This is a genomic window from Streptomyces sp. NPDC002156, from assembly GCF_053593675.1.
On sequence record NZ_JBSFDA010000079.1, the window covers coordinates 1 to 21,668 of the forward strand.

Here is a 21,668-nt window from a genome sequence, read left to right on the forward strand (position 1 = left end):
CGGGCTGGTTTGTCAGCCCGTCCGGCGTTTGAGGACAAGGGGGTTCAGGGGCGGAGCCCCCGAGGATGGGACGGGTAGGGGCGGCGGGGGCGAGAGAAAATCAGCCGCCGGCCTTCAGCAGGGCCGCAACGATCGGCCCCGCCGTGCTCCCCCCGTGCCCGCCCTGCACAACCACACCCGCGCCCGCCAGATCCCCCCGGTACGCCGTGAACCACCCGTTCGGCTTCTCCTGGCCGTCGACTTCAGCAGACCCCGTCTTCGCCCCGTAGTCCGGGCCCAGCCCAACCATCGCCTCCGCCGCCGTCCCGTACGCCGCCGTGTACTGCATCAACTCCCGCAGCTGCGACAGCGTCGACGACGACATCGTCCGGGAGGCGGTCGCCAGCGTGCGGCCGTCCACCTCCGCCGAGACCAGATACGGCTGCCGGAACACCCCCGACTCCACCGTCGCCGCCACCGACGCCATGTTCAGCGGGTTCATCCGCACCCCGCCCTGCCCGATCAACGACGCCGCCATCTGCGCCTGCGACTGCACCGGCACCGACCCGTCGAAGGTCGAGACCCCGATCGCCCAGTTGTCCATGCCGAGGCCGAACACCTGCTGCGCCTGCTTGGTCAGGCTGTCGTTGTCGAGCTTCTTGGCCTGGCTGATGAAGGCCGTGTTGCAGGACCGCGCGAAACTCGCCTTGAACGTGCCGCCCTTGATCTCGAACTCGTCGTCGTTCTGGAACTTCCAGCCGCCGTACGTCGAGTACTTCGGGCAAGGGTGCGCCTTGTCCGCCGACGCCAGGCCCTTCTCGATCAGCAGCGACGACGTGATCACCTTCATCGTCGAACCGGGTGCGAGCGAACCCTGGAACGCCGTGTTGAAGCCGTGGGACTGGTTCGCCACCGCCAACACCTCGCCCGTCGACGGGCGGATCAGGACCACGGACGACTTCGCTTTCTTCGCGACCTGCGCCTCCGCCGCCGCCTGAAGCCCCGGGCTCAGCGTCGTCTTCACCACACCCGGCGTGCCCTTGCTCAGCTCCAGCAGCGTCTTGTCGGCCGACTTGGCCGCCTTGGACGCCGTACCGCGCACGACCCGGAGTTCGATGCCCGCCTTGCCGCCGGCCTTCTTGCCGTACTTCTCCCGGAGGCTGTCCAGGACCGTGCCCAGCGACGGGTACTTCTTCAGGGTCAGTTCGCCGCCGTCGCGGTCGACCGCCTTGATCGGCGGGGTGCCGGCCTCCCCCGTCAGCAGCTTGTCGCCGTCGGCCAGGTCGGGGTGGATCACCGACGCGTGCCAGTCGACCAGCGGCTTCCCGTCGGACGTACGACGGACCACGGTCAGGGCGCCGGTGTACGCCAGCGGCTTGCTCGTGCCGCCGAACGTCACCGTGCCCTTGACCGAGAAGGGCACCTTGGCGCCCGTCGCCACGCCGGGTGTGATCGTCACACCGGTGATGTGGGCGTCCTTGGTAAAGCCGGTGAGGAGCGTGGACGCCGCTTTCGTCGTGTCGTTCGTCGACGCCGCCGCCTGCGCGACCTTGCCCGTCTGCCAGGCGGTCAGGAACTGGGTGGAGATCGCCTTGACCTGGGCAGCCGACACCGGGCCCGTCGGTACCTTCGGCTTCTGGTCGGCCGTGGTGGCGGTCGAGGAGCCGTCCTCGGCCGCCGCTCCGCCGCCGTACAGCGCGTAGACGCCGAAACCGGCGCCGCCGACGACCACGGCGATCATCCCGCCGATCACGGCGGGCCTGGTCTTCCGTGCACTCTGTCGCTCGGCGACGTGCCTCTTCTTGCCCCTCTTGCCCACAGCTCCCGATCCTTCGCGGTAATCCCCAGGGTCCCCGTTGCCCTCACTTGCACCTCAACGACAACGACCACCCTAGAGTCCCGTCCTGTGCGGGTGAGTTCAGCCGCCGGTCCGTAGCACGGCTGCGACAATCGGGCCGGCCGCGTCGCCGCCGTGTCCGCCCTCCTGCGTCATGGCCGCCGCCGCGATGTCGCCCCGGAATCCGGTGAACCAGCTGTTGGACTTCGCCTGCCCGTCCACCTCGGCGGACCCGGTCTTCGCGCCGATGTCCCCGCTCAGCCCGGACATGGCCTCCTGGGCGGTGCCCTGGGTCGCCGTCATCCGCATCATCTCCTTGAGCTGCGCGGACGTACTCGCCGGCAGCCCCTTCGCCGTCGCCAGCTCACGGTCGTCCAGGTCCGGCGATACGAGGTACGGCTGCCGGAACTCACCGGTGATCGCCGTCGCCGTCACCGACGCCATGTTCAGCGGGCTCATCTGGACCTGGCCCTGCCCGATCGCGTTGGCCGCCCGGTCCGGGCCGGGAGACGCGGGGACACTGCCGTCGAACGACGTGATCCCGGTCTTCCAGTTGTCCTGCCCGAGCCCGAACCGCTCCTGGGCCTCGGTCGTCAGCGACTCGTCCGTGAGCGGGTTCGCCTCGGTGCCGTCGATCAGCTTGATGAAACCGGTGTTGCAGGAGCGCAGGAAGTCGTTGGCGAGAGTGGCGCCCTCGTTCGGCTCCATGCCCTTGAGGTTGTTGAAGGTCTGGCTCTGCCAGGTCGCGGTCGGCGTGCAGGGCGCCGGGCTGTTCATCGTCGCGACACCGTTGTCGATCAGCATCGCCGACGTGAGGATCTTCATCGTGGAGCCGGGCGCCAGGGTGCCCTCGAAGGCCGCGTTGAACTGGTCCGCACGGTGGTTGGCGACCGCCAGCACCTCACCCGTGCTCGGCTGTACGGCGACCACGGACGACTCCGAGAACTTCAGCACCGCCTTCTCGGCGGCGGCCTGCGCGCTCGCGCTGAGCGTCGTCGGGAGCTTGCCCGGGGTGCCCTCGGAGAGGGTCAGCAGCGAGGTGTCGGCCGTCTCGGTGTCCGCGTGCCGGACCATCAGCTCGATGCCTGGCGTACCGCCCGCCTTGTCGCCGTAGCGTGCCCGCAGGGTGTCCAGGATCGGCCCGAGCGACGGGTACTTCTCCTTCGTCAGCACCTTGCCGTCCCGGTCCACGGCCTCGATCGGCGGGTTCGCGGCCTCCCCGGTGACCAGCTTGTCCCCGGAGACCTTGAGGTCGGGGTGGATGACCGACGGCTGCCAGTCGACCAGCGCCTTCCCGGTCGTCGTACCCCGGACGATGGTCAGCTTGCTGCTGTAGGCGAGGGGCTTCGTCTTCCCCTCGTACGACACCGTGGCCTTCACCGAGAAGGGCACGGTCGCGCCGGTGGCCGTCCCGGGGGTGATCTTCACCCCGGTGATGTGCGCGTCCGTGCTGTACCCGGTGAGCAGGTTCTTCGCGGGTATCGCGTTGTTGGTGAGATCGGCGGCAGCCTGCGCCTGCCCCTTCTCCCAGGCCGCGAAGAACTCCTCGCTGGCCTCGGCGATCTCGTCCTTCGACGGCGGCCCGGTCTTCACGCTCGTACCGCCGTCGTCGCTGAGCGCGGACACGACGTTGAACGCGCCGTACCCGGCCCCACCGACCATCACCGTGAAGACGCTCCCCACGATGGCGGCCTTCGCTCCCTTGCGCATGTGTACTTCCCCTCCCCGTTGGCCACAGCACTGTAAGTGGCCTGAGGGGCTGCTGTGAGGGGAGTTGTCGTCTTCTTGGCCCAAGAGTGACCAGAGCGACAGGACCCGAGTGACTAGACCCAGGTGTCCAGCCACATCCGCGAACGCCACGAATCGAGCGGAATCGCCGTCCCCGTGTACAGGGGCCAGAAGTAGATGAAGTTCCAGGCGATCAGCAGCACCAGTACGCCCGCGCCCGCCGCCCCCGCGACCCGGCGGCGTTCGCTCGACCCTGGTGGGCCGACGATCGCGCCGATCATCATCGCCACGGCCAGGCAGAGGAAGGGCAGGAAGACGATCGCGTAGAAGAAGAAGATCGTGCGCTCCTGGTACATGAACCAGGGGAGGTAGCCCGCCGCGATGGCGCCGGCGATCGCGCCCGCGCGCCAGTCGCGCCGGAACAGCCAGCGCCACAGGACGTACAGGACCGCGAAGCAGGCCGCCCACCACAGCAGGGGGGTGCCGAGGGCCAGGACCTCGCGGGCGCACTGCTCGCCCGCGTCCGCCGGGCAGCCGTCCTTGCCGGGGGAGGGGGACTCGTAGAAGAACGAGACCGGGCGGCCCAGGACGAGCCAACTCCACGGGTTGGACTGGTAGTTGTGCGGGGAGTGCAGGTTCACGTGGAACTCGTACACCGCGTGCTCGTAGTGCCAGAGGCTGCGCCACCAGTCCGGGAACAGCCAGGTCCAGCTGCCGCCCTTGCCCTCGGTGGCCGCCCAGTTGCGGTAGTAGCCGCCGGTGCCGTCCGACGGGGAGAGGATCCAGGCCGTCCAGGAGAGCAGGTACGTGAGGATCGCGACCGGGACCGTCGCCAGGAACGCCCAGCCCAGATCGCGCTTGATGACCGCCTCGTACGGGTGGCGGGCGCCGGCGACCTTGCGGTTGCCGACGTCCCACAGCACCGCCATCACACAGAACGCGACCAGGATGTAGAGGCCGTTCCACTTCGTACCGATGGCGAGGCCCAGCATCAGGCCCGCCGTCCAGCGCCAGGGACGGAAGCCGAAGCGGGTCGTCTCGGCGACGTGCGCGTCCGGGCGTACGACACCGTCGGCGTCCGGCGGTAGCGCCGCCGCGAGCCGTTCGCGGGCCTTGTCGCGGTCGATGATCAGGCAGCCGAAGGCGGCGAGGACGAAGAACTGCAGGACGCCGTCGAGCAGCGAGGTGCGGCTCATCACGAAGGCCAGGCCGTCCACGGCCATCAGCGCGCCCGCCAGGCAGCCCAGGAAGGTCGAGCGGAACAGACGGCGGCCGATCCGGCACAGGATCAGGACCGACAGCGTGCCCAGCAGCGCCGTCATGAAGCGCCAGCCGAACGGATTGAACCCGAACATCCATTCGCCGAGCCCGATCATGTACTTGCCGACGGGCGGATGCACGACATAGGCCGGGTCGGACGGGATCGGGACGTTCCCGTCGGACTTCAGGATCAGGTCGTTGACGTTCTTGTCCCAGTTGACCTCGAAGCCGCGATGGATGAGACCCCACGCGTCCTTCGCGTAGTACGTCTCGTCGAACATCACCCGCTTCGGATTGCCCAGGTCCCAGAAGCGCAGCAGGCCCGCGAGCAGCGTCACCAGCAGCGGGCCGCCCCAGCCCGACCAGCGGTTGATCCGGTCGGTGACGGCCGGCGGCACCCCGAGGGTCGCCCACAGCCGGGGGCTCGGCGCGGTGTACGGCGGCACCAGCCGGTCCCGGACGTCGCTTCTCGGCTTCGCCGTGTATCCGTAGCGGCGCAGCCGCTGTTGCCACGACGGCCGCTGCTCTGGCGAGGATGCGCTATGCCGGGTGTCCGTGGAGGGCGCGGTACTGGTCACCGCGCCATCGTAGGGAACAGCGCTGTGTGCGTCCCGTGTAAGGGGTCCTTGGGGCCCTGCGAGGATGGAAACGTGACAGGAACACTGGTTTTGGCGGGCACACCCATCGGCGACATCACGGACGCGCCGCCCCGGCTCGCGGCGGAGCTGTCCGGCGCCGACGTCATCGCGGCCGAGGACACCCGGCGGCTGCGCCGGCTCACGCAGGCGCTCGGGGTGCAGCCCAAGGGGCGCGTGGTGTCGTACTTCGAGGGCAACGAGGCCGCGCGCACCCCCGAGCTGGTGGAGGCGTTGGTCGGCGGCTCGCGGGTGCTGCTGGTGACTGACGCCGGGATGCCGTCGGTCTCCGATCCCGGCTATCGGCTGGTGGCGGCGGCTGTGGAGAAGGACATCAAGGTGACGGCCGTACCCGGCCCGTCCGCCGTCCTCACCGCGCTCGCGCTCTCCGGGCTGCCCGTCGACCGCTTCTGCTTCGAGGGCTTCCTGCCGAGGAAGGCGGGCGAACGGCTGTCGCGGCTGGGGGAGGTGGCCGAGGAGCGGCGCACGCTCGTCTACTTCGAGGCCCCGCACCGCCTCGACGACACCCTCGCCGCCATGGCGGAGGTATTCGGGACCGACCGACGGGCCGCTGTCTGCCGCGAACTGACGAAGACGTACGAGGAAGTGAAGCGCGGTCCGCTGGCCGAGCTGGCGGAGTGGGCCGCGGAGGGCGTACGGGGTGAGATCACCGTCGTCGTCGAGGGCGCCCCCGAGAAGGGCGCGGAGGGGCTCGACGCGGCCGAGCTGGTGCGGCGGGTGCGGGTGCGCGAGGAGGCGGGGGAGCGGCGCAAGGAGGCCATCGCGGCCGTCGCCGCCGAGGTGGGGGTGCCCAAGCGGGAGGTGTTCGACGCGGTGGTGGCCGCGAAGAATGCGGAGGGCTCCGCCGGGAGCGCGAGGAGTGCGACGCCGGTCACGCCATAGCGGGGCAAAGGCGGGCGGCGAACGGCAAAGGGCAGGCCTCGGATCCGGGCTGTTCCCACAAGGAATGCCCAAAACGCCTTCAACAGTCGACAGGGGCTGATGCCTTCACGCCGGTGGAGGCGTCCACTGGTTCACAGGGACGCACCCGTCCTGTGTCCAGCGGACAAGAGGAGCTGGCATGAGCGAGATCACCGGCCACCGCAGCACGGCCACCGCCGTCGTTCACGAGTCGTATTCCTTCGCCTGCATGCGCTGCGGGCACGGCTGGGAACAGTCGTACGAGATCGAGCATCACGTCGACGGCAATGGTGCCGACATGGTGATGTACGTGGCGGACGGCCGGGTCGTGCCGTCGCCGCTTACCCGGCCCACCTGCCAGAACTGTGACAACCATGTGGTGCGCATCATGCGGGCCGGGCAGGTGTCCGCCGTGCAGCGGTCGGTGCAGCGGCAGCGGTCGGCTCCTGAGGCGGCGCCTGCGGCCGACGGGGCTGTCGAGGTGCCGAAGGAACACCACCACTGGCATCTCTCGGATCTCCTCCACCCGTTCCACCGCAAGGCGAGTTAGCGCTCCGCTGGTTGGGCGGTTCGTTGGCTGCGGGCCCGGTGGGGGCTGGTCGCGCCCACGCGGCGGAGCCGCAAATCGAATACAGCCCCGCGCCCCTGAGGGGCGCGGGGCGTGCGCCCCTTCGTAGGATCGGGGCATGTCTGCCAAGTCCGAAGCGCCGCCGTTGCCCGAGCCCCTCCGTGTGGCGGTGGCCGACTCCCACACCCACCTCGACATGCAGTCCGGGACCGTCGCGGAAGGCCTGGCCAAGGCCGCGTCGGTCGGGGTGACGACGGTCGTCCAGGTCGGCTGTGACATCAAGGGCTCGCGGTGGGCGGCCGAGACGGCGGCCGCGTACGAGAGCGTCCACGCGACTGTCGCCCTGCACCCGAACGAGGCCCCCCGGATCGTGCACGGCGATCCGGACGGCTGGTCCCGGCAGGGCGCGCGGGTCCCCGGCGGAGACGCGGCCCTGGACGAGGCGCTCGCCGAGATCGACCGGCTGGCCGGACTCCCGCAGGTAAGGGGCGTAGGCGAGACGGGACTCGACTACTTCCGTACCGGCCCGGAGGGCAAGTCGGCCCAGGAACGCTCCTTCCGCGCCCACATCGAGATCGCCAAGCGGCACGGCAAGGCGCTGGTCATCCACGACCGGGACGCCCACGCCGACGTCCTGCGGGTGCTGAAGGAGGAGGGCGCCCCCGAGCGGACCGTCTTCCACTGCTACTCCGGCGACGCGGAGATGGCGGAGGTCTGTGCGGCGAACGGCTACTTCATGTCCTTCGCCGGCAACATGACCTTCAAGAACGCCCAGCCACTGCGCGACGCGCTGGCCGTGGCCCCCCTGGAGCTGGTCCTGGTCGAGACGGACGCGCCCTTCCTGACCCCCGCGCCGTACCGCGGCCGCCCCAACGCTCCCTACCTCATCCCGATCACCCTGCGGGCGATGGCCGACGTACGCGGTATCGACGAGGACACCCTGGCGACGGCGATCGCGACGAACACCGCACGCGCCTTCGATTACTGACACGCACTCACGTGCGTTGACGCTCCGTAGTCGCGTCGCTTTGGAGAGTGACGGTCGCTCCGCTAGGTTCTGGTGCCCGTCGCCGGAACCTGGAGCGTGTCGTCGTGAGCAGTTCGCCGCCTTACGAGACGTACAGCACCGTCAGCGGGCCACAGCCGCCGCAGCCCTATGAGCCGTACGAGCCCTATGACCCGCACAGCGCCGAGACGGTGGCGTACGGGATGTCGATGCCGGGGCCAGTGACGCTGCCGCTGCCGTACGAGGACACGTACCGGCCCGCCTACGAGCCGCCGCCGACCCTCCCTCAGCAGGCGGCTGGCGGGAGGGCCCGGGACCGTCGGGCGGCCAGGCGCCGCAAGGGTTCCGAACGGCCGGACGCCATCCGCAGGCTGCTCCCGCAGGCGCTCGTCGTGGCGTTCCTGGCAGGCGGTACGACGGCCTTCGTCGCCGAGGACAAGGCGATCGAACTGAGCGTCGACGGCAAGCCGCGCACCCTGCACACCTTCGCCGACGACGTGACCGAACTGCTGGCCGACGAGGGGGTCGCGGTCGGCGCCCACGACGTCGTCGCCCCCGCGCCGGGCACCGCGCTGGCCAGCGGCGACGAGGTCCGCGTCCACTACGGGCGACCCGTACGGATCACTCTGGACGGTGAACGGCGTGAGCTGTGGACGACGGCACAGACGGTGGACGAGGCACTCAGACAGCTCGGGGTGCGCGCGGAGGGCGCGTACCTGTCGCTCGCGCGCTCCCAGAAGATCGGACGCCAAGGCCTCACCATCGACGTCCGCACCGAACGCACGGTCACGATCATGGCGGACGGCCGGGCCCGCACGATCCGTACGAACGTGGCGACGGTCGGCGAGGCGGTGGCGGAGGCCGGGATCACACTCCGCGGCGAGGACACCATCTCGGTGGCCGCCGCGAGCTTCCCGCGCGACGGCCAGACGGTGACGGTGCTGCGGGTGACGGGCACGAAGGAGGTACGCGAGGAGCCGATCCCCTTCGACGTGCGCCGCACCCAGGACATGTCCTTGTTCAAGGGCACGGAGGTGGTCGACCAGGCGGGCAGCCCGGGCCTGCGCCGGGTCACCTTCGCGGTGCGCACGGTCAACGGCGTGAAGGGCAAACCGCGCCGGGTGCGGACGGAGGTGGTGCGTGCACCTCGGGCACAGCTTGTGAGGGTCGGCGCGAAACCGCTGCCGACGTCGGTGCAGGGGGCGGACGGTCTGGACTGGGGTTCACTGGCGGCGTGCGAGTCCGGAGGGCGCCCCGGTGCCGTGGACCCCTCGGGGACGTACGGGGGCCTGTACCAGTTCGACACGCAGACCTGGCAGAGCCTGGGGGGTGCGGGGCGGCCACAGGATGCGACGGCGAGTGAACAGACGTTCCGCGCGAAGAAGTTGTATGTGAAGCGGGGGGCGGGGCCTTGGCCGCATTGTGGGGGGCGGTTGCATGGCTGAGGGCCTTTTCCTGGTCCAGTTCACCTAGGGGCTGTCCCTCGGTTGGTGTGCGGGGTCGACGGAACCGGGTAACGTCTTTGTCATATTTCTTCCAGACGCCGAGTTACGAGTGAGAGCGTGATGGGCCCCTGCTGACGTCCTTCGACGTGGCCGTCCGTCCCCCACCGGCGAATCCGTAGATCACTTCACATCACTACCGGGAGAGCCCGTGACCGTGAGCAAGAACATCAACAACCCTGTGGGCATGGGCGGCGGCAAGCGCAAGAAGCTGTCCCGCGCCGAACGGCAGAACAACGGTCCGCACCGCAACCTCGACCGCCAGGTTGCGGCCGACCAGAAGGCGGAACTGGTGCGCAAGATGCGCGAGAAGGCAGGCGCGGCTGAGGGCGCCGGGCAGGCGGGCAACGACACTGCACAGAGCTGACGCATCGCCGTCGCAGGGCAACACCGCACGGGGCAGGGCCCGAACCGCGACGCGCGGTCCAGGCCCTGCTGCCGTACCGGGCGCGGCCGGTCCCGCTCAGCTCTCGGCCGACCATCCGGGGCAACCCTTAGGCGCAGGTGCTGACACCGGTGGCAAGTTCGCACCAGACGTACTTGCCTCGGTTCCCGAACCGGCTCAACGGCTGCCACCCCCACAGATCGGCGCAGGCCACCACCATCCCCAGCCCACGCCCGTCCTCCGACTCCGGCTCGATGAGCTGCCCCAACTCCCGTGGCGGCTCCGGCGGTCGGGGTCCGCATCCCAGGCGCCGATGCGGAGTACGCCGGCGGACCAGCGGACGCGCAGGGCGGCGGGGCCCTCGGTGTGCCGTACGGCGTTGGACACCAGCTGCTGGCCACGTCATTCCTCGACCTGTCCGAGTTGGAGTACCACGCTGACTACCGGTGGGACGTGGACCTTCTGCACATCCCTGGGCTGCTCCAGACGGAGGACTGCGCACGCGCGCTCTTTTCGCGCCGCGTTCCCGAACTCCTGGAGAGTGAGGTGGAGTTGCGCGTCCGGCATCGTATGCAGCGGCGCGTCATCTTCGAGGGTGCTCAGCCAGTCCCGTACCAAGCGCTGATCCACGAGGCGGCGCTGCGGATCAAGGTCGGCGGCCGTGCCGCCATGCGGGCCCAGCTCGCCCGCGTTCTGGAATTCTCCGACGCCGAACACATCACCGTGCGCGTCATCCCCTTCGACCTGGACAGCTTCGCCGACACCGGAAGCGCCATGGTGTACGTGGGCGGTGCCGTTCCGAAACTGGACACCGTGGTACGCGATGCCCCTCACGGTGCGGTCCTCATTGACTCTGAGGCTCAACTCAGCGTCTTTCGAACGCACTTCCGTAGAGTGGAGGGGGTGGCGCTCGACCCCGAACGGTCGCGAGACCTCATCCACAGGCTGGCGAAGGAGCTGTGAGGCATTCCATGGACACCCTCGGCAACTGGCGGAAGTCGTCCTACTCCGGCGGCGGTGATGGCAACGGCTGCGTGGAGATCGCCGACTCGCGCACACGCATAGCCGTCCGCGACTCCAAGGTCGCGACCGGAGCGATCCTCATCTTCCCCACGGGAGCCTTCACCCGCTTCGTCGAGACTCTCAAGGCGCCCACGGCACACCTCCAGTGACCATCCCCAATACCTGGCGGAAGTTGTCCTACTCGGGCTCCGGCGACGGTAACGCCTGCGTCGAGATAGCAGGTCGCCGCACCCGAGTAGCCGTACGAGACTCGAAGGACCCCGCCTACGGCGGTACCGGCGGCATTTTGTCAGCTGCCAGGTAGGAGTTCGGACACGATCCTGTTGGTCGTTGGGCAGGCGCAAGGAGCACTTGTCGCCAACCCGTCCAACCAGGAGCGCCACCTTGTCCGACCCCCCAGTCCTCCGCCAACTCGGCCTGCACTCCACCAAGTTGGCAACGCGACGGGATTCGGCGGCAGCAAGACCCCGTTGCTGCCCCTCCTATGCCTCGCATGGGACCCCGGCCGATATTCCAGGCAGGGGCCGTCGTCGTGTCCGTATGATCCGGCCTCGATGAAGAGACGTGTGCAGTTCACCGAGCAGGTTGCGCGGTTCCGTGACTACATGCCGGCCGCAGATCGGGAGAAGTTCCTGCGTCTCGTCGACAGGATCGCAGCTGAGCCCGAAGGCACCGACAGCCATCTTGCCTACACAACCGACTCTGTGACGCGCTCGGCCTGGGAAGGCCACGTGATGATCAACTACGTCGTGACGAGCTTCTTCGTGGTCGTCATCGAGACTGACATCTACGACGCGTCGCGTGGCTTCAACGAGGTGTAGTCAGCCGCGACAGAGCGTGGTGCCCCGTTCCTTGCCGACGGCTGCTCCCCCACCCAGCACGACGCACCGAGCCCCCGCCCCCCCATCCCGCCTGCACACCCCCACCCCCCACCCCCCGTACCCTGGACCCGTGAGTACCAGCCCCGCCCCCGATGCCTCCCCCGATGCCTCCTCCGGCGCCCTCCTCGGCCCTGCCGACATCCGTGAGCTGGCCGACGTCCTCGGCGTCAGGCCCACCAAGCAGCGCGGGCAGAACTTCGTCATCGACGCCAACACCGTCCGCCGTATCGTCCGCACCGCCGATGTGCGGCCCGACGACGTGGTCGTCGAGGTCGGGCCGGGGCTCGGGTCCCTCACGCTCGCGCTGCTTGAGGCCGCCGACCGGGTCGTGGCCGTAGAGATCGACGACGTGCTCGCGGGCGCGCTGCCCGCGACCGTCGCCGCCCGGATGCCGACCCGCGCCGGCCGGTTCTCGCTCGTGCACTCCGACGCCATGCGCGTCACCGAGCTGCCGGGGCCCCCGCCCACCGCACTGGTCGCCAATCTGCCGTACAACGTCGCCGTGCCCGTGCTGCTGCACATGCTGGAGACGTTTCCGAGTATTGAGCGGACGCTGGTGATGGTGCAGGCCGAGGTCGCTGATCGGCTCGCCGCGCCGCCCGGGTCCAAGGTGTACGGCGTACCCTCCGTCAAGGCCAACTGGTACGCCGAGGTCAAGCGGGCCGGTTCCATCGGCCGTAACGTCTTCTGGCCCGCGCCCAACGTCGACAGCGGGCTCGTCTCCCTCGTCCGGCGGGCCGAGCCGCTCAAGACGACCGCCTCGCGGCTCGAGGTGTTCGCCGTCGTCGATGCCGCCTTCGCCCAGCGGCGCAAGACGCTGCGTGCCGCGCTCGCCGGGTGGGCCGGGTCGGCCGCCGCCGCCGAAGCCGCCCTCGTCGCCGCCGGTGTCTCCCCGCAGGCCCGCGGCGAGTCCATCGGCGTCGAGGACTTCGTCCGTATCGCGGAGAACAAGGTTCAGGAGAAGAACACTGGCGATGAGGAGTCCGGGCAGCTGTGAGCGTCACCGTACGGGTTCCCGCCAAGGTCAACGTCCAGCTCGCCGTCGGTGCCGCCCGCCCCGACGGCTTCCACGACCTCGCCAACGTCTTCCTCGCCGTCGGGCTCTTCGACGAGGTCACCGTCACCCCTGCCGATGAGCTGCGGATCACCTGTGACGGGCCTGACGCCGACCAAGTGCCCCTCGACCGTACGAATCTCGCCGCCCGCGCCGCCGTCGCGCTCGCCGAGCGGTACGGCCGTACGCCCGCCGTGCACATCCACATCGCCAAGGACATCCCCGTCGCCGGGGGGATGGCGGGCGGTAGCGCCGACGGCGCCGGTGCGCTGCTCGCCTGCGACGCGCTCTGGGGGACCGGGGCCTCTCGCGTCGAACTCCTCGACATCTGCGCCGAGTTGGGCAGCGATGTGCCGTTCAGTCTCATTGGCGGTGCTGCACTTGGGGTCGGGCGTGGGGAGAAGCTGACCGTTCTGGAGACCGGCGGTGACTTCCACTGGGTGTTCGCCATGGCCGGGCGCGGGCTGTCGACGCCCGCCGTGTTCCGGGAGTTCGACCGGCTGGTCGCGGTTGCTGACAGTGAGGTTCCTGTGCCTGTCGCCTCGGCCGAGCTGCTCGACGCGCTCGCCAAGGGGGACCCCGATGCCCTCGCCGCCAGCGTCTCCAACGACCTTCAGCCCGCCGCCCTCTCCCTCTTCCCGGCCCTCGCCGACACCCTCGCCGCCGGCCGTGCCGCCGGTGCCCTGACCGCTCTGGTCTCGGGCTCCGGTCCGACGACGGCGTTTCTCGCGCGGGATGCGGTGGCCGCGCGGCAGGTTGCGGAGGCGTTGTCGGCGTCCGGCACCTGTCGTGCCGTACGGGTGGCGGCCGGGCCGGTACCGGGCGCCAGCGTGCTGTAACAGCGTGTACAGGGAGTTACTTTCGGGTTACCCGAATTGCCCGACCCCCACAGGGAATTCACCGTTCCTTGGCATCAGGAGGTGCGGGTGGGGTGGGCGTGACGCGTAGGGTTTTTTCAACTTCAAGCACTCGCCGTCGCAGATCTCATCACGAGTCACGAGTCATGAGTTCCATGGGTTCCATGAGTTCTATGAGTGCGCGCGGCGTGGGGTCCCCCTTGAGTTGCCACCTCCCCCAGCACTTTCGGAAGGCATCTCCGTGTCCGTACCTCCCCCCTCGTCACCCTCCCATCGCAGGAAAGTCCCCCTCACCCGGCGCGGCATGATCGGCGCCGCGGGCGCCGTCGCCGTCGGCGGCGCGCTGACCCCGGTCGTCTTCGCGGCCGGCAGCGGAGGCGACTCCGGCGCGTCCGTTACGACGGACAGCGCGTCCGGCACCGCCGGTACCGAGCCGCAGAAGTTCCCGGCCACCCGTACCGAGGCAGCCAGCGGCACCGCCGAGGCGAGCGCCGCGTTCGCCATCTCGTACGTCGGTGTGCGCTGGAGCGGAGCGGCGGACGGCGCCGGGATCAAGTTCGCGGACGGCGACTCCGCGCCCGGCAAGTGGCAGGACCTGAGCGGCGGTTGCGCGACCGTCGAGGGCGGCGGCACGGCGCTGGTGGCGGCGGGGGACGCCACCGCGTACGAGCTGAAGCTGCCCGACGGCGCGAGCGTGAGCGGGGTGCGGTCGCTGGCGATCGACACGACCGGCGGGGCCGACAAGACCTTCCGGGTGCCGACCGAGCCGACCCGGGTGCGCGGCGTGCAGTACCTGTCGCGGCCGGCGTGGGGCGCGGACGAGTCGAAGCGGTACAAGGACGGCAAGGTCAACTCGCCCGAGGCGTACTACCCGTTCCAGACGATCACCGTCCACCACACGGACGGCGTGAACAACGACCCCGACCCGGCGGCGACCGTGCGCGCCATCTACGAGTACCACGCGGTCACCCTCGACTGGGGCGACATCGGCTATCACTTCCTCATCGACGAGGCGGGTGTCGTCTACGAAGGCCGCTACTCCGGCGACGATCTCGTCCCGGCCTTCGACAAGGACGGCAACCTCGTCACCGCCTTCCACACCGGCGGCTTCAACTCCGGCAACCTCGGTATCGCGCTGCTCGGCAACCTGGTCTCCCAGCCGCCGACCGACGCGGCCAAGGCGTCGCTGATCCGCCTGATCAAGGTGATCGCCCGCTTCAAGGGCCTGGACCCGCAGGCGAAGCTGACCTATGTGAACCCGGTCAACGGCGTGACGAAGGACGTCAACGCGATCAGCGGCCACCGCGACTGGCTGTCGACCGAATGCCCCGGCCAGACGATGTACGACCTGCTCGGCGAGGTCCGTACGGCCGTCGCCGGCAAGTAGTCCTCCAGTCCTTGCGAGCAGTCCTCGTCATTACGTGATCATGGCTCATTAGCGTCGGTGCGTAACGGTACTGAAGAGCGCTGAGGGGTCGGCCTGAAGTCGGCCCCTCTGTCGTTGACCTGCATAAATATTCGGGCCAACTGTTACCTGCATCACCGTATTTGAATTTCCGTCAATCCACCCCAAGGTCCCTTTCGCGCCATCTGGCGCATGGGAAGTGGTGGCATGATCGGCCGATCCCGGTTCCCTGTTACCGGCGGTACTACCTGGGCGAGAGGAACTCCCCCCATGGGTCACATGGACCACTTCAGTGCCGGATGGGTCACCCCCGTTCTTTCCTACGCGATGGCCTGTCTCGGCTCCGCACTCGGACTGCGCTGCACCGTACGGGCGCTGGAATCGGACGGCGCCTCCAAGCGGAACTGGCTGACGCTGGCCTCCTTCGCGATCGGGTCCGGCATCTGGACCATGCACTTCGTCGCGATGATGGGCTTCAGCGTCGAGGGCACCCCCATCCGCTACGACGTTCCGCTGACCGTCCTCAGCCTCGTCATCGCGATCGCCGTCGTCGCCGCCGGTGTCTTCACCGCCGGGTACGGGCGTTCCCGGGTCAGGTCCGTGATTCTTGGCGGGCTCGGCACCGGGCTCGGTGTTGCCGCGATGCACTACGCCGGGATGTACGCGCTCAATCTGCACGGTGCCATCTCGTACGACCCGTTGCTCGTCATCGCGTCCGTGGCGATCGCTGTTGTCGCCGCTACCGCCGCGTTGACGCTCACGCTGATTGTGCGGGGGCCTGTGCTCGCGACCATTGCCGCGCTGGTGATGGGGCTTGCGGTGAGCAGCATGCACTACACCGCGATGTTCGCGGTCGATGTGACGTTGGCGCCCAGCAGTGCGGAGTTGCCGGGGGCGACGTCCACGGAGTTCCTGTTCCCGTTGGCTGTGCTGCTCGGGTCGTTCCTGTTCCTGGCGTCGGCGTATGTCGCGTTGTCGCCGACCGGGAAGCGGGCGGAGGCGGCTTTCGCGGCGGAGATGCTGCGTGAGGTCGAGTTGGCCACCGTCTGATTTTCTCGCCCCCGCCGCCCCTACCCGTTCCCATCCTCTGGGGGCTCTGCCCCCAGACCCCCGTATCGCGCTGAACGCGCTCGTCCTCAAACGCCGGACGGGCTAAAAGATCAATCCCCGACCGGACTGAAATGTAAAGAGCAACGAGGTTCCACATGAGTATGGCTCGCACCTCCGAACGACTCCGCCCCAGATCCGTCCGGGCGAAGATCGTCGCCCTGCTGATGCTGCCCGTCGTCTCGCTCATGGCTCTGTGGAGCTTTGCCGCGGTCACCACCGCGTCCACCATCGGTGATGCCGAGCGGGCCAAGGACGTCAACTCCGAACTGCTCGCCCCGGTCGCCGACTTCGTCACCGCGATACAGGCCGAGCGGACCGCCGCCACCGGCGACGCCGATGTCCTGAAGCGGACCCGGACGGCCACCGACAAGGCCGCCGAGGCCCTGCTCGACGGCATCAACTCCGCCAGCTCCGACGCCGCGCTCCTCAACTCCGCGCTCCCCGAACGCCTCGACAAGCTCACCGACGATGCCAAGGGGATCGCGGCACTGCGCTTGTCGCAGCAGAGCGGCGCCAAGAACGCCACGCAGGACGCCTACACGGCGTACACCGGCATCGTCGAGGACGCCTTCGCCGTCACCGGGGCGCTCACCGGGGAGAAGGGCACGACCACCGCGTCCGAGGCCCGTGTCGTCCTCGAACTCTCCCGTGCCCGCGAGGCGTTGGCCCAGGAGCAGGCGCTCCTCGCGGCGGGCGCCGCCGCCGGAAAGCTCACCGACGAGCAGTACGCGCTGTTCGTCGGCGCGGTCACCGTCCAGCGAGGTCTGCTGAAGCCCGCCGTCGCCGATCTGAAGCCCGAGCACCAGAAGGCGTACAACGCCCTGCTGGAGAGCGGGAGTTACGGGCAGGTGGCAGCGGTCGAGAACCGGGTACGCAGTGCAGGACCCGGTGAATCGGCCGTGGCCGACGGCCTGTTGAAGGGCTGGGACGCGTCCGCGAGCAGTGTGCTGAGCGCGCTTGGGAAGGCTGAGACCGAGGCCGGTACGGCCGCCGCCGCCAAGGCCAACCCGTTCGGCTGGGACACCCTCGGCGCCTCCGGAATCGCCGTGGTGCTGGGCTTGGTGGGTGTGTTGCTGTCGCTGCTCGTTTCCGTGTCCGTCGGGCGCGGGCTGATCGTCGAGCTGCTCGACCTGCGTAACTCGGCCCTCGAAGTCGCCGGGCGGCGGCTGCCGCAGGCCATGCGGCGGCTGCACGCCGGGCAAGGCGTCGACATCGACGCCGAGGCCCCGATGCGCCGGCTCGCCGGGGACGAACTCGCCCAGGTGGGCACCGCGTTGACGGCCGTACAGCGTGCCGCGCTCAAGGCCGCCTCCGAGCGCGCCGAACTCCTCAGCGGTATCTCCGGCGTGTACGTCAGTCTCGCCCGCCGCAGTCAGGTGCTGCTCCACCGTCAGCTCGACATCCTCGACCAGCTGGAGCAACGCCCGCGCGAGGCGGCCGAGTTGCACGAGCTGTACCGCGTCGACTACCTCGCCACCCGGATGCGCCGGCACTCCGAGAGCCTCCTCATCCTGTCCGGCATCGCGCCCGGCCGCGGCTGGCGGGACCCGATCCCGCTGGCGGACACCCTGCGCGCGGCCGTGGCCGAGATCGAGGACGGCAGCCGCGTCCAGATCTGGGCGGTCCCGCGCGTGTCCCTGAACGGCGGCTCGGTCGCCGACGTCATCCATCTGCTCGCCGAACTCGTCGAGAACGCGGCGGCGTTCTCCCCGCCCAGCACCAAGGTCCAGCTGCGCGCGGCCCGGCTGCGCGACGGCGTCCTCATCGAGGTCGAGGACAGCGGCTTCGGTATGAACGAGGACGCGATGGCCGACGCCAACCGCAAGATCCAGTCGGAGAAGGTCGACCTCCTCGACGCCAAGCAGATCGGCCTGTTCGTGGTGAACCGCCTCGCGGAACGCCAGGGCCTGCGCGTCGAACTCCGCGACTCCCCGAACGGCGGCGTCACCGCGGCCGTCCTCATCCCCGAGAACCTGCTGCGCGACGACATGCCGGTCCACGAGCACGAACTGCAGGCGGTGGGCGGCGGCGGCCGGGCGCTGGCACCGGCGTCGGCGCTGATCCCGCAGCAGCGGGGCCAGCAGCCGTAGCGGATCCCCATGGAACGGCCGTGCGCCTCGGGTGAGTGGTGTCCCCGGGGCGCACGGCTTTTTCATGCGGCTGAGCTGGTGTGGATCACCTGGATCAGAAGGTGAGCTTCCAGCTGTTGATGTAGCCGGTGTCCACGCTGTACACGTCCTGGACCTTGAGCTGCCAGGTGCCGTTGACGGTGGTCTCGCTGGACGCGTCGACGGTGTAGGTGGCGTCGACGTTGTCGGTCGAGTCCGAGGAGCTGCTGCTCTTCAGGCGGTAGGTGGAGCCGTCCGGGGCGACCAGGTCGATGACCAGGTCACCGCGGTAGGTGTGCACGATGTTGACGTACACGGACAGGTCGCTGGGCGCACTGCCGGTGAGGCCGCTGACGGTGACGGGCGAGTAGACGGCCGAGCCGGCGTCCGGGATGGAGACGTCGGTCGTCGACTCGAAGGCCGTACCGGTGTCGCCGCCGTCGTCCCCACCGTCGTCGTCCCCGGCCGGGGTCACCTGGAGCAGCAGGTTGGGGCTGCCGGTGCCGACGCTGGTGAGGGTCGACGCGGAGGCCGCCGAGGTCAGCGCCGAGGTGACCGCCGAGGGTGTGGCGCTCGGGTTCTCGCCGAGGTAGACCGCGGCCGCGCCGGCCACGTGCGGGGACGCCATCGACGTACCGGAGAGGGACGCGGTGGCCGAGTTGGAGGTGTTGTACGTCGAGGTGATGCTCGACCCCGGCGCGAAGATGTCCAGCGTGGAGCCGTAGTTGGAGAAGGACGAGCGGGCGTCGGCGCTGGTGGTGGCGCCCACGGTGATCGCGGAGGCGACACGGGCGGGCGAGTAACTCGACGCGTTGGCGTTGTCGTTGCCCGCCGCGACGGCGTAAGTGATGCCCGCCGCGATGGAGTTGGCGACGGCGGTGTCGAGGGTGGAGTCCGCGCTGCCGCCGAGCGACATGTTGGCGACGGCCGGGAACTCGGCGTTCTCGGTCACCCAGTCGATGCCCGCGACCACACCGGCGGTCGTACCGGAACCGTCGTCGTCGAGCACGCGCACGGCGACGATGTTCGCGGCCTTGGCGACACCGTAGGTGGTGCCCGCGACGGTGCCGGCGACGTGCGTGCCGTGCCCGTTGCCGTCGTCGGCGCTGGAGTCGTCGTCGACGGCGTCATAGCCGTACGAGGCCCGGCCGCCGAAGTCGGTGTGCGTGATCCGTACGCCGGTGTCGATGATGTACGCGGTCACGCCGCTGCCCGCGCTGGACGGGTAGGTGTAGGCGGAGTCGAGCGGCAGATCGGCCTGGTCGATCCGGTCGAGGCCCCAAGTGGGCCCGGACTGGGTGTCGTTGATGTGGACCGTCTTGTTCTGCGCGACCGACGCGACGGCCGGGTCGGCGGCGAGCCGCTCGGCCTCGGCCTCGGTCATCTCGGTCGCGTACCCGTTGAGGGCGGCCGTGTAGGTCTGCTCGACCTCGGCGCCGTACCGGGTGGCGAGCGCCTTGCCCTTGCTGGACGCGGCCCGGAAACCGGCGCTGTCCTTGAGCGTGACGATGTAACTGTCCTTGATGGCGCCTTCGGCACCGGCGCCCTGGATCACACCGACGGCCGGGGTGGCGGCGGAGGCGGGGGTGATGGCGGCACCGCCGAGTGCGAGCACGGAGGCCGCGGCGGCGAGTGCGGCGAGGGCGCCACGTCTGCGGGACCCGGAGGAGGACATGGCTGTGGGGGAGTGCGGTACGGACACGGGGTGGTTCCCCTCTTGTTCGAGGTGCACGAGTGGTACGGGGACGTGTGGGGGGTGAGGGGGGTGGCGTCTCCGTGCGCACACCGTGGCGGAATTGAAGAGATCACGTCAATTAGGGGAATCCCTACGTCCGGGTAATGGGCGGTGCGATGTGGGGATGTGCCCCGGGAGTTCCCCAACTAAGGCTGTTGGGGCGCCTGTTGAGGTGTTGGGGTGTCTTGGGCGGGGCATTGGTGAGTGCTCGTCGCTCCGGGGCCGACCGGGGGCGACAGGGGTCGATATCCGGTTGCCGATCCATGAGACGGCGGATGCAATGTCCGGCATGGTGACCGAGATACGCCCGCCGCGCCCCGACGAGATGACCGCGTACTACCGGGCACTGCCGTTCGCGAACGGGCTGCCGAAGTGGGAGCCGGCGGACGCCGCGTGGCACGGTGGTCCCGAGCCGTGGCCGCCGCCGCGTGCCCCCGCGACCGCGGAGCAGCTCGATGAGTGGGCGGCGGCCGACGTCAGGGACGAGTCCTTCCACCCGGTCGCGACGTTCGTCGACGGCACGTGCGTCGGTGCGTCGGCCACCATCTCCTTCGAGGTGACGGTCCCCGGCGGGGGAACGGTCAGGATGGCCGGTGTCACCGCCACCGGGGTGATCGCGACCCACCGCCGACGCGGTTACCTGCGGCAGATGATGCGGGCCATGTTCGAGGGAGCCCTGGACCGGGGCGAGCCCCTGGCGATGCTCAGCGCGAGCGAGGGCAGCATCTACGGGCGGTACGGGTTCTCACCCGCGACCCGCCGCACGCGGTGGGAGCTGGCCCGTCACGAGGCCGCCCTCCTTCCGGCGGAGCCCGATCCGGGGTCGCTGGAGCTGGTCGGCGCCACGCAGGTGAAGCAGGTCTGGCCCGTGGTGCACGCGGCCGTGCGCGGATTCCGCGTCGGCGAGCTGACCCCTCCCTCCGGGCACTGGGACGGGCTCTCCGACGACGCCGACGGCACGAACGGACCGCTGCGGTATCTCGTCCACCGCGACCGGCACGGCGAGGTGGACGGCATCGCCAACTTCCGGCTGCCGTGGTCCTCGACGGCGGGCAACGCGGGAACGCTCGTCGTGGAGGCCCTGGAGGCGTCCAACCCGGTGGCCTACCGCGCCCTGTGGAGCCTGCTGATCGACTTCGACCTCACCAGGACCGTCGTGGCACCCGCCCGTCCCCGCGACGAACCCCTGCGGTGGATGCTCACGAACCCACGTGCGATGCGGGTGACCCGCCAGTCGGACAACCTGTGGGCCCGCCTGCTGGACGTGCCCAGCGCCCTGACCCGACGCGCGTACGACACAGCCGGTGAGCTCACGTTCACCGTCACCGGCGACCTGATGTGCCCGGCGAACAACGGGACCTGGTGTCTCCGGGCGGACAACACTGCCCCGGCGACGTGCGTTCCCACCGACCGGGCGCCCGACCTGACCCTCACCCTCCCCGCGCTCAGCTCGCTCTACCTCGGTGGCATGTCCGCGCACGACCTGGCATACGCGGGCCACATCACCCCGCACACCGACGGCGCGACCGGGCGGCTGGCCCGGATGTTCCGGACCGACCCCGAACCGCACAACTCCTTCGGCTTCTGACCCCGACGGCGGACGGGCCCACCCCTGCCAGGACGGGGACCGCACCCCCGCCGAGGCGGCCCCGGACTCCGCCCGCCGGGTACCCC

General features: G+C 69.7%; 19 protein-coding genes and 1 pseudogene. 15 read left to right on the top strand and 5 right to left on the bottom strand.

Annotation, left to right across the window (positions count from 1 at the left end; all coding sequences use genetic code 11):
- Nucleotides 1–100: 100 nt before the first annotated feature.
- The 3 genes from ACWCRB_RS28250 to ACWCRB_RS28260 form a co-directional block, all read right to left on the bottom strand.
- Complete coding sequence (locus ACWCRB_RS28250) at nucleotides 101–1,720, bottom strand: penicillin-binding transpeptidase domain-containing protein (protein ID WP_450998753.1); 1,620 nt, start codon at nucleotides 1,718–1,720, stop codon at nucleotides 101–103.
- Between the two features lie 177 nt (nucleotides 1,721–1,897).
- Nucleotides 1,898–3,526 (bottom strand): penicillin-binding transpeptidase domain-containing protein, encoded by a 1,629-nt coding sequence (locus ACWCRB_RS28255; protein ID WP_450998722.1) that lies wholly within the window; start codon nucleotides 3,524–3,526, stop codon nucleotides 1,898–1,900.
- A 113-nt stretch (nucleotides 3,527–3,639) separates the two neighbouring features.
- Nucleotides 3,640–5,382, bottom strand: coding sequence for a dolichyl-phosphate-mannose--protein mannosyltransferase (locus ACWCRB_RS28260; RefSeq protein ID WP_450998723.1), 1,743 nt, complete (start codon nucleotides 5,380–5,382; stop codon nucleotides 3,640–3,642).
- Between the two features lie 72 nt (nucleotides 5,383–5,454).
- Here ACWCRB_RS28260 and rsmI point away from each other — a divergent pair, with 72 nt between their 5' ends.
- The 5 genes from rsmI (at nucleotide 5,455) to ACWCRB_RS28285 (ending at nucleotide 9,803) form a co-directional block, all read left to right on the top strand.
- The gene (gene rsmI / locus ACWCRB_RS28265; protein WP_450998724.1) at nucleotides 5,455–6,342 is read left to right on the top strand and encodes a 16S rRNA (cytidine(1402)-2'-O)-methyltransferase; all 888 of its coding nucleotides are present in this window, start codon (nucleotides 5,455–5,457) and stop codon (nucleotides 6,340–6,342) included.
- 178 nt (nucleotides 6,343–6,520) lie between these two features.
- Complete coding sequence (locus tag ACWCRB_RS28270; RefSeq protein ID WP_450998725.1) at nucleotides 6,521–6,910, top strand: hypothetical protein; 390 nt, start codon at nucleotides 6,521–6,523, stop codon at nucleotides 6,908–6,910.
- Nucleotides 6,911–7,046: 136 nt separating this feature from the next.
- The gene (locus tag ACWCRB_RS28275; RefSeq protein ID WP_450998726.1) at nucleotides 7,047–7,916 is read left to right on the top strand and encodes a TatD family hydrolase; all 870 of its coding nucleotides are present in this window, start codon (nucleotides 7,047–7,049) and stop codon (nucleotides 7,914–7,916) included.
- 104 nt (nucleotides 7,917–8,020) lie between these two features.
- Nucleotides 8,021–9,379, top strand: coding sequence for a ubiquitin-like domain-containing protein (locus ACWCRB_RS28280; RefSeq protein WP_450998727.1), 1,359 nt, complete (start codon nucleotides 8,021–8,023; stop codon nucleotides 9,377–9,379).
- 208 nt (nucleotides 9,380–9,587) lie between these two features.
- Entirely contained in the window at nucleotides 9,588–9,803 is a 216-nt protein-coding gene (locus tag ACWCRB_RS28285) for a DUF6243 family protein (protein WP_450998728.1), read from the top strand.
- Nucleotides 9,804–9,930: 127 nt separating this feature from the next.
- Here the strand turns inward: ACWCRB_RS28285 and ACWCRB_RS28290 are convergent.
- A pseudogene (locus ACWCRB_RS28290) lies at nucleotides 9,931–10,214 on the bottom strand (ATP-binding protein); the annotation flags it as partial.
- On the opposite strand from ACWCRB_RS28290, the gene ACWCRB_RS28295 reads away from it, so the two are divergent.
- From ACWCRB_RS28295 to ACWCRB_RS28335, 9 genes are all read left to right on the top strand, one after another.
- Nucleotides 10,122–10,784, top strand: a complete 663-nt coding sequence (locus tag ACWCRB_RS28295) for a DUF5753 domain-containing protein (protein ID WP_450998754.1) — start codon at nucleotides 10,122–10,124, stop codon at nucleotides 10,782–10,784. The pseudogene ACWCRB_RS28290 and the gene ACWCRB_RS28295 overlap by 93 nt on opposite strands.
- 8 nt (nucleotides 10,785–10,792) lie before the next feature.
- Nucleotides 10,793–10,993: a DUF397 domain-containing protein gene (locus tag ACWCRB_RS28300; protein ID WP_450998755.1), complete on the top strand. Its 201-nt coding sequence runs from the start codon at nucleotides 10,793–10,795 to the stop codon at nucleotides 10,991–10,993.
- On the top strand, nucleotides 10,990–11,148 hold the full coding sequence (locus ACWCRB_RS28305) for a DUF397 domain-containing protein (RefSeq protein WP_450998729.1): 159 nt from the start codon (nucleotides 10,990–10,992) through the stop codon (nucleotides 11,146–11,148). The genes ACWCRB_RS28300 and ACWCRB_RS28305 overlap by 4 nt, the downstream gene beginning before the upstream one ends.
- A gap of 262 nt (nucleotides 11,149–11,410) precedes the next feature.
- On the top strand, nucleotides 11,411–11,665 hold the full coding sequence (locus ACWCRB_RS28310; RefSeq protein ID WP_450998730.1) for a hypothetical protein: 255 nt from the start codon (nucleotides 11,411–11,413) through the stop codon (nucleotides 11,663–11,665).
- 130 nt (nucleotides 11,666–11,795) lie between these two features.
- Nucleotides 11,796–12,722, top strand: a complete 927-nt coding sequence (gene rsmA / locus ACWCRB_RS28315; protein WP_450998731.1) for a 16S rRNA (adenine(1518)-N(6)/adenine(1519)-N(6))-dimethyltransferase RsmA — start codon at nucleotides 11,796–11,798, stop codon at nucleotides 12,720–12,722.
- Complete coding sequence (locus tag ACWCRB_RS28320; RefSeq protein WP_450998732.1) at nucleotides 12,719–13,618, top strand: 4-(cytidine 5'-diphospho)-2-C-methyl-D-erythritol kinase; 900 nt, start codon at nucleotides 12,719–12,721, stop codon at nucleotides 13,616–13,618. Before rsmA ends, ACWCRB_RS28320 begins: the two co-directional genes overlap by 4 nt.
- Nucleotides 13,619–13,940: 322 nt before the next feature.
- The gene (locus ACWCRB_RS28325; RefSeq protein WP_450998733.1) at nucleotides 13,941–15,023 is read left to right on the top strand and encodes a peptidoglycan recognition protein family protein; all 1,083 of its coding nucleotides are present in this window, start codon (nucleotides 13,941–13,943) and stop codon (nucleotides 15,021–15,023) included.
- A 288-nt stretch (nucleotides 15,024–15,311) separates the two neighbouring features.
- Nucleotides 15,312–16,091: an MHYT domain-containing protein gene (locus tag ACWCRB_RS28330; protein ID WP_450998734.1), complete on the top strand. Its 780-nt coding sequence runs from the start codon at nucleotides 15,312–15,314 to the stop codon at nucleotides 16,089–16,091.
- A 161-nt stretch (nucleotides 16,092–16,252) separates the two neighbouring features.
- Nucleotides 16,253–18,241, top strand: coding sequence for a sensor histidine kinase (locus ACWCRB_RS28335; protein WP_450998756.1), 1,989 nt, complete (start codon nucleotides 16,253–16,255; stop codon nucleotides 18,239–18,241).
- A gap of 94 nt (nucleotides 18,242–18,335) precedes the next feature.
- Here the strand turns inward: ACWCRB_RS28335 and ACWCRB_RS28340 are convergent, their stop codons facing one another.
- Nucleotides 18,336–19,934: a S8 family peptidase gene (locus ACWCRB_RS28340; RefSeq protein WP_450998757.1), complete on the bottom strand. Its 1,599-nt coding sequence runs from the start codon at nucleotides 19,932–19,934 to the stop codon at nucleotides 18,336–18,338.
- Between the two features lie 349 nt (nucleotides 19,935–20,283).
- Between ACWCRB_RS28340 and ACWCRB_RS28345 the strand changes: the two genes are divergently transcribed.
- Entirely contained in the window at nucleotides 20,284–21,582 is a 1,299-nt protein-coding gene (locus tag ACWCRB_RS28345) for a GNAT family N-acetyltransferase (RefSeq protein WP_450998735.1), read from the top strand.
- Nucleotides 21,583–21,668: the final 86 nt, after the last annotated feature.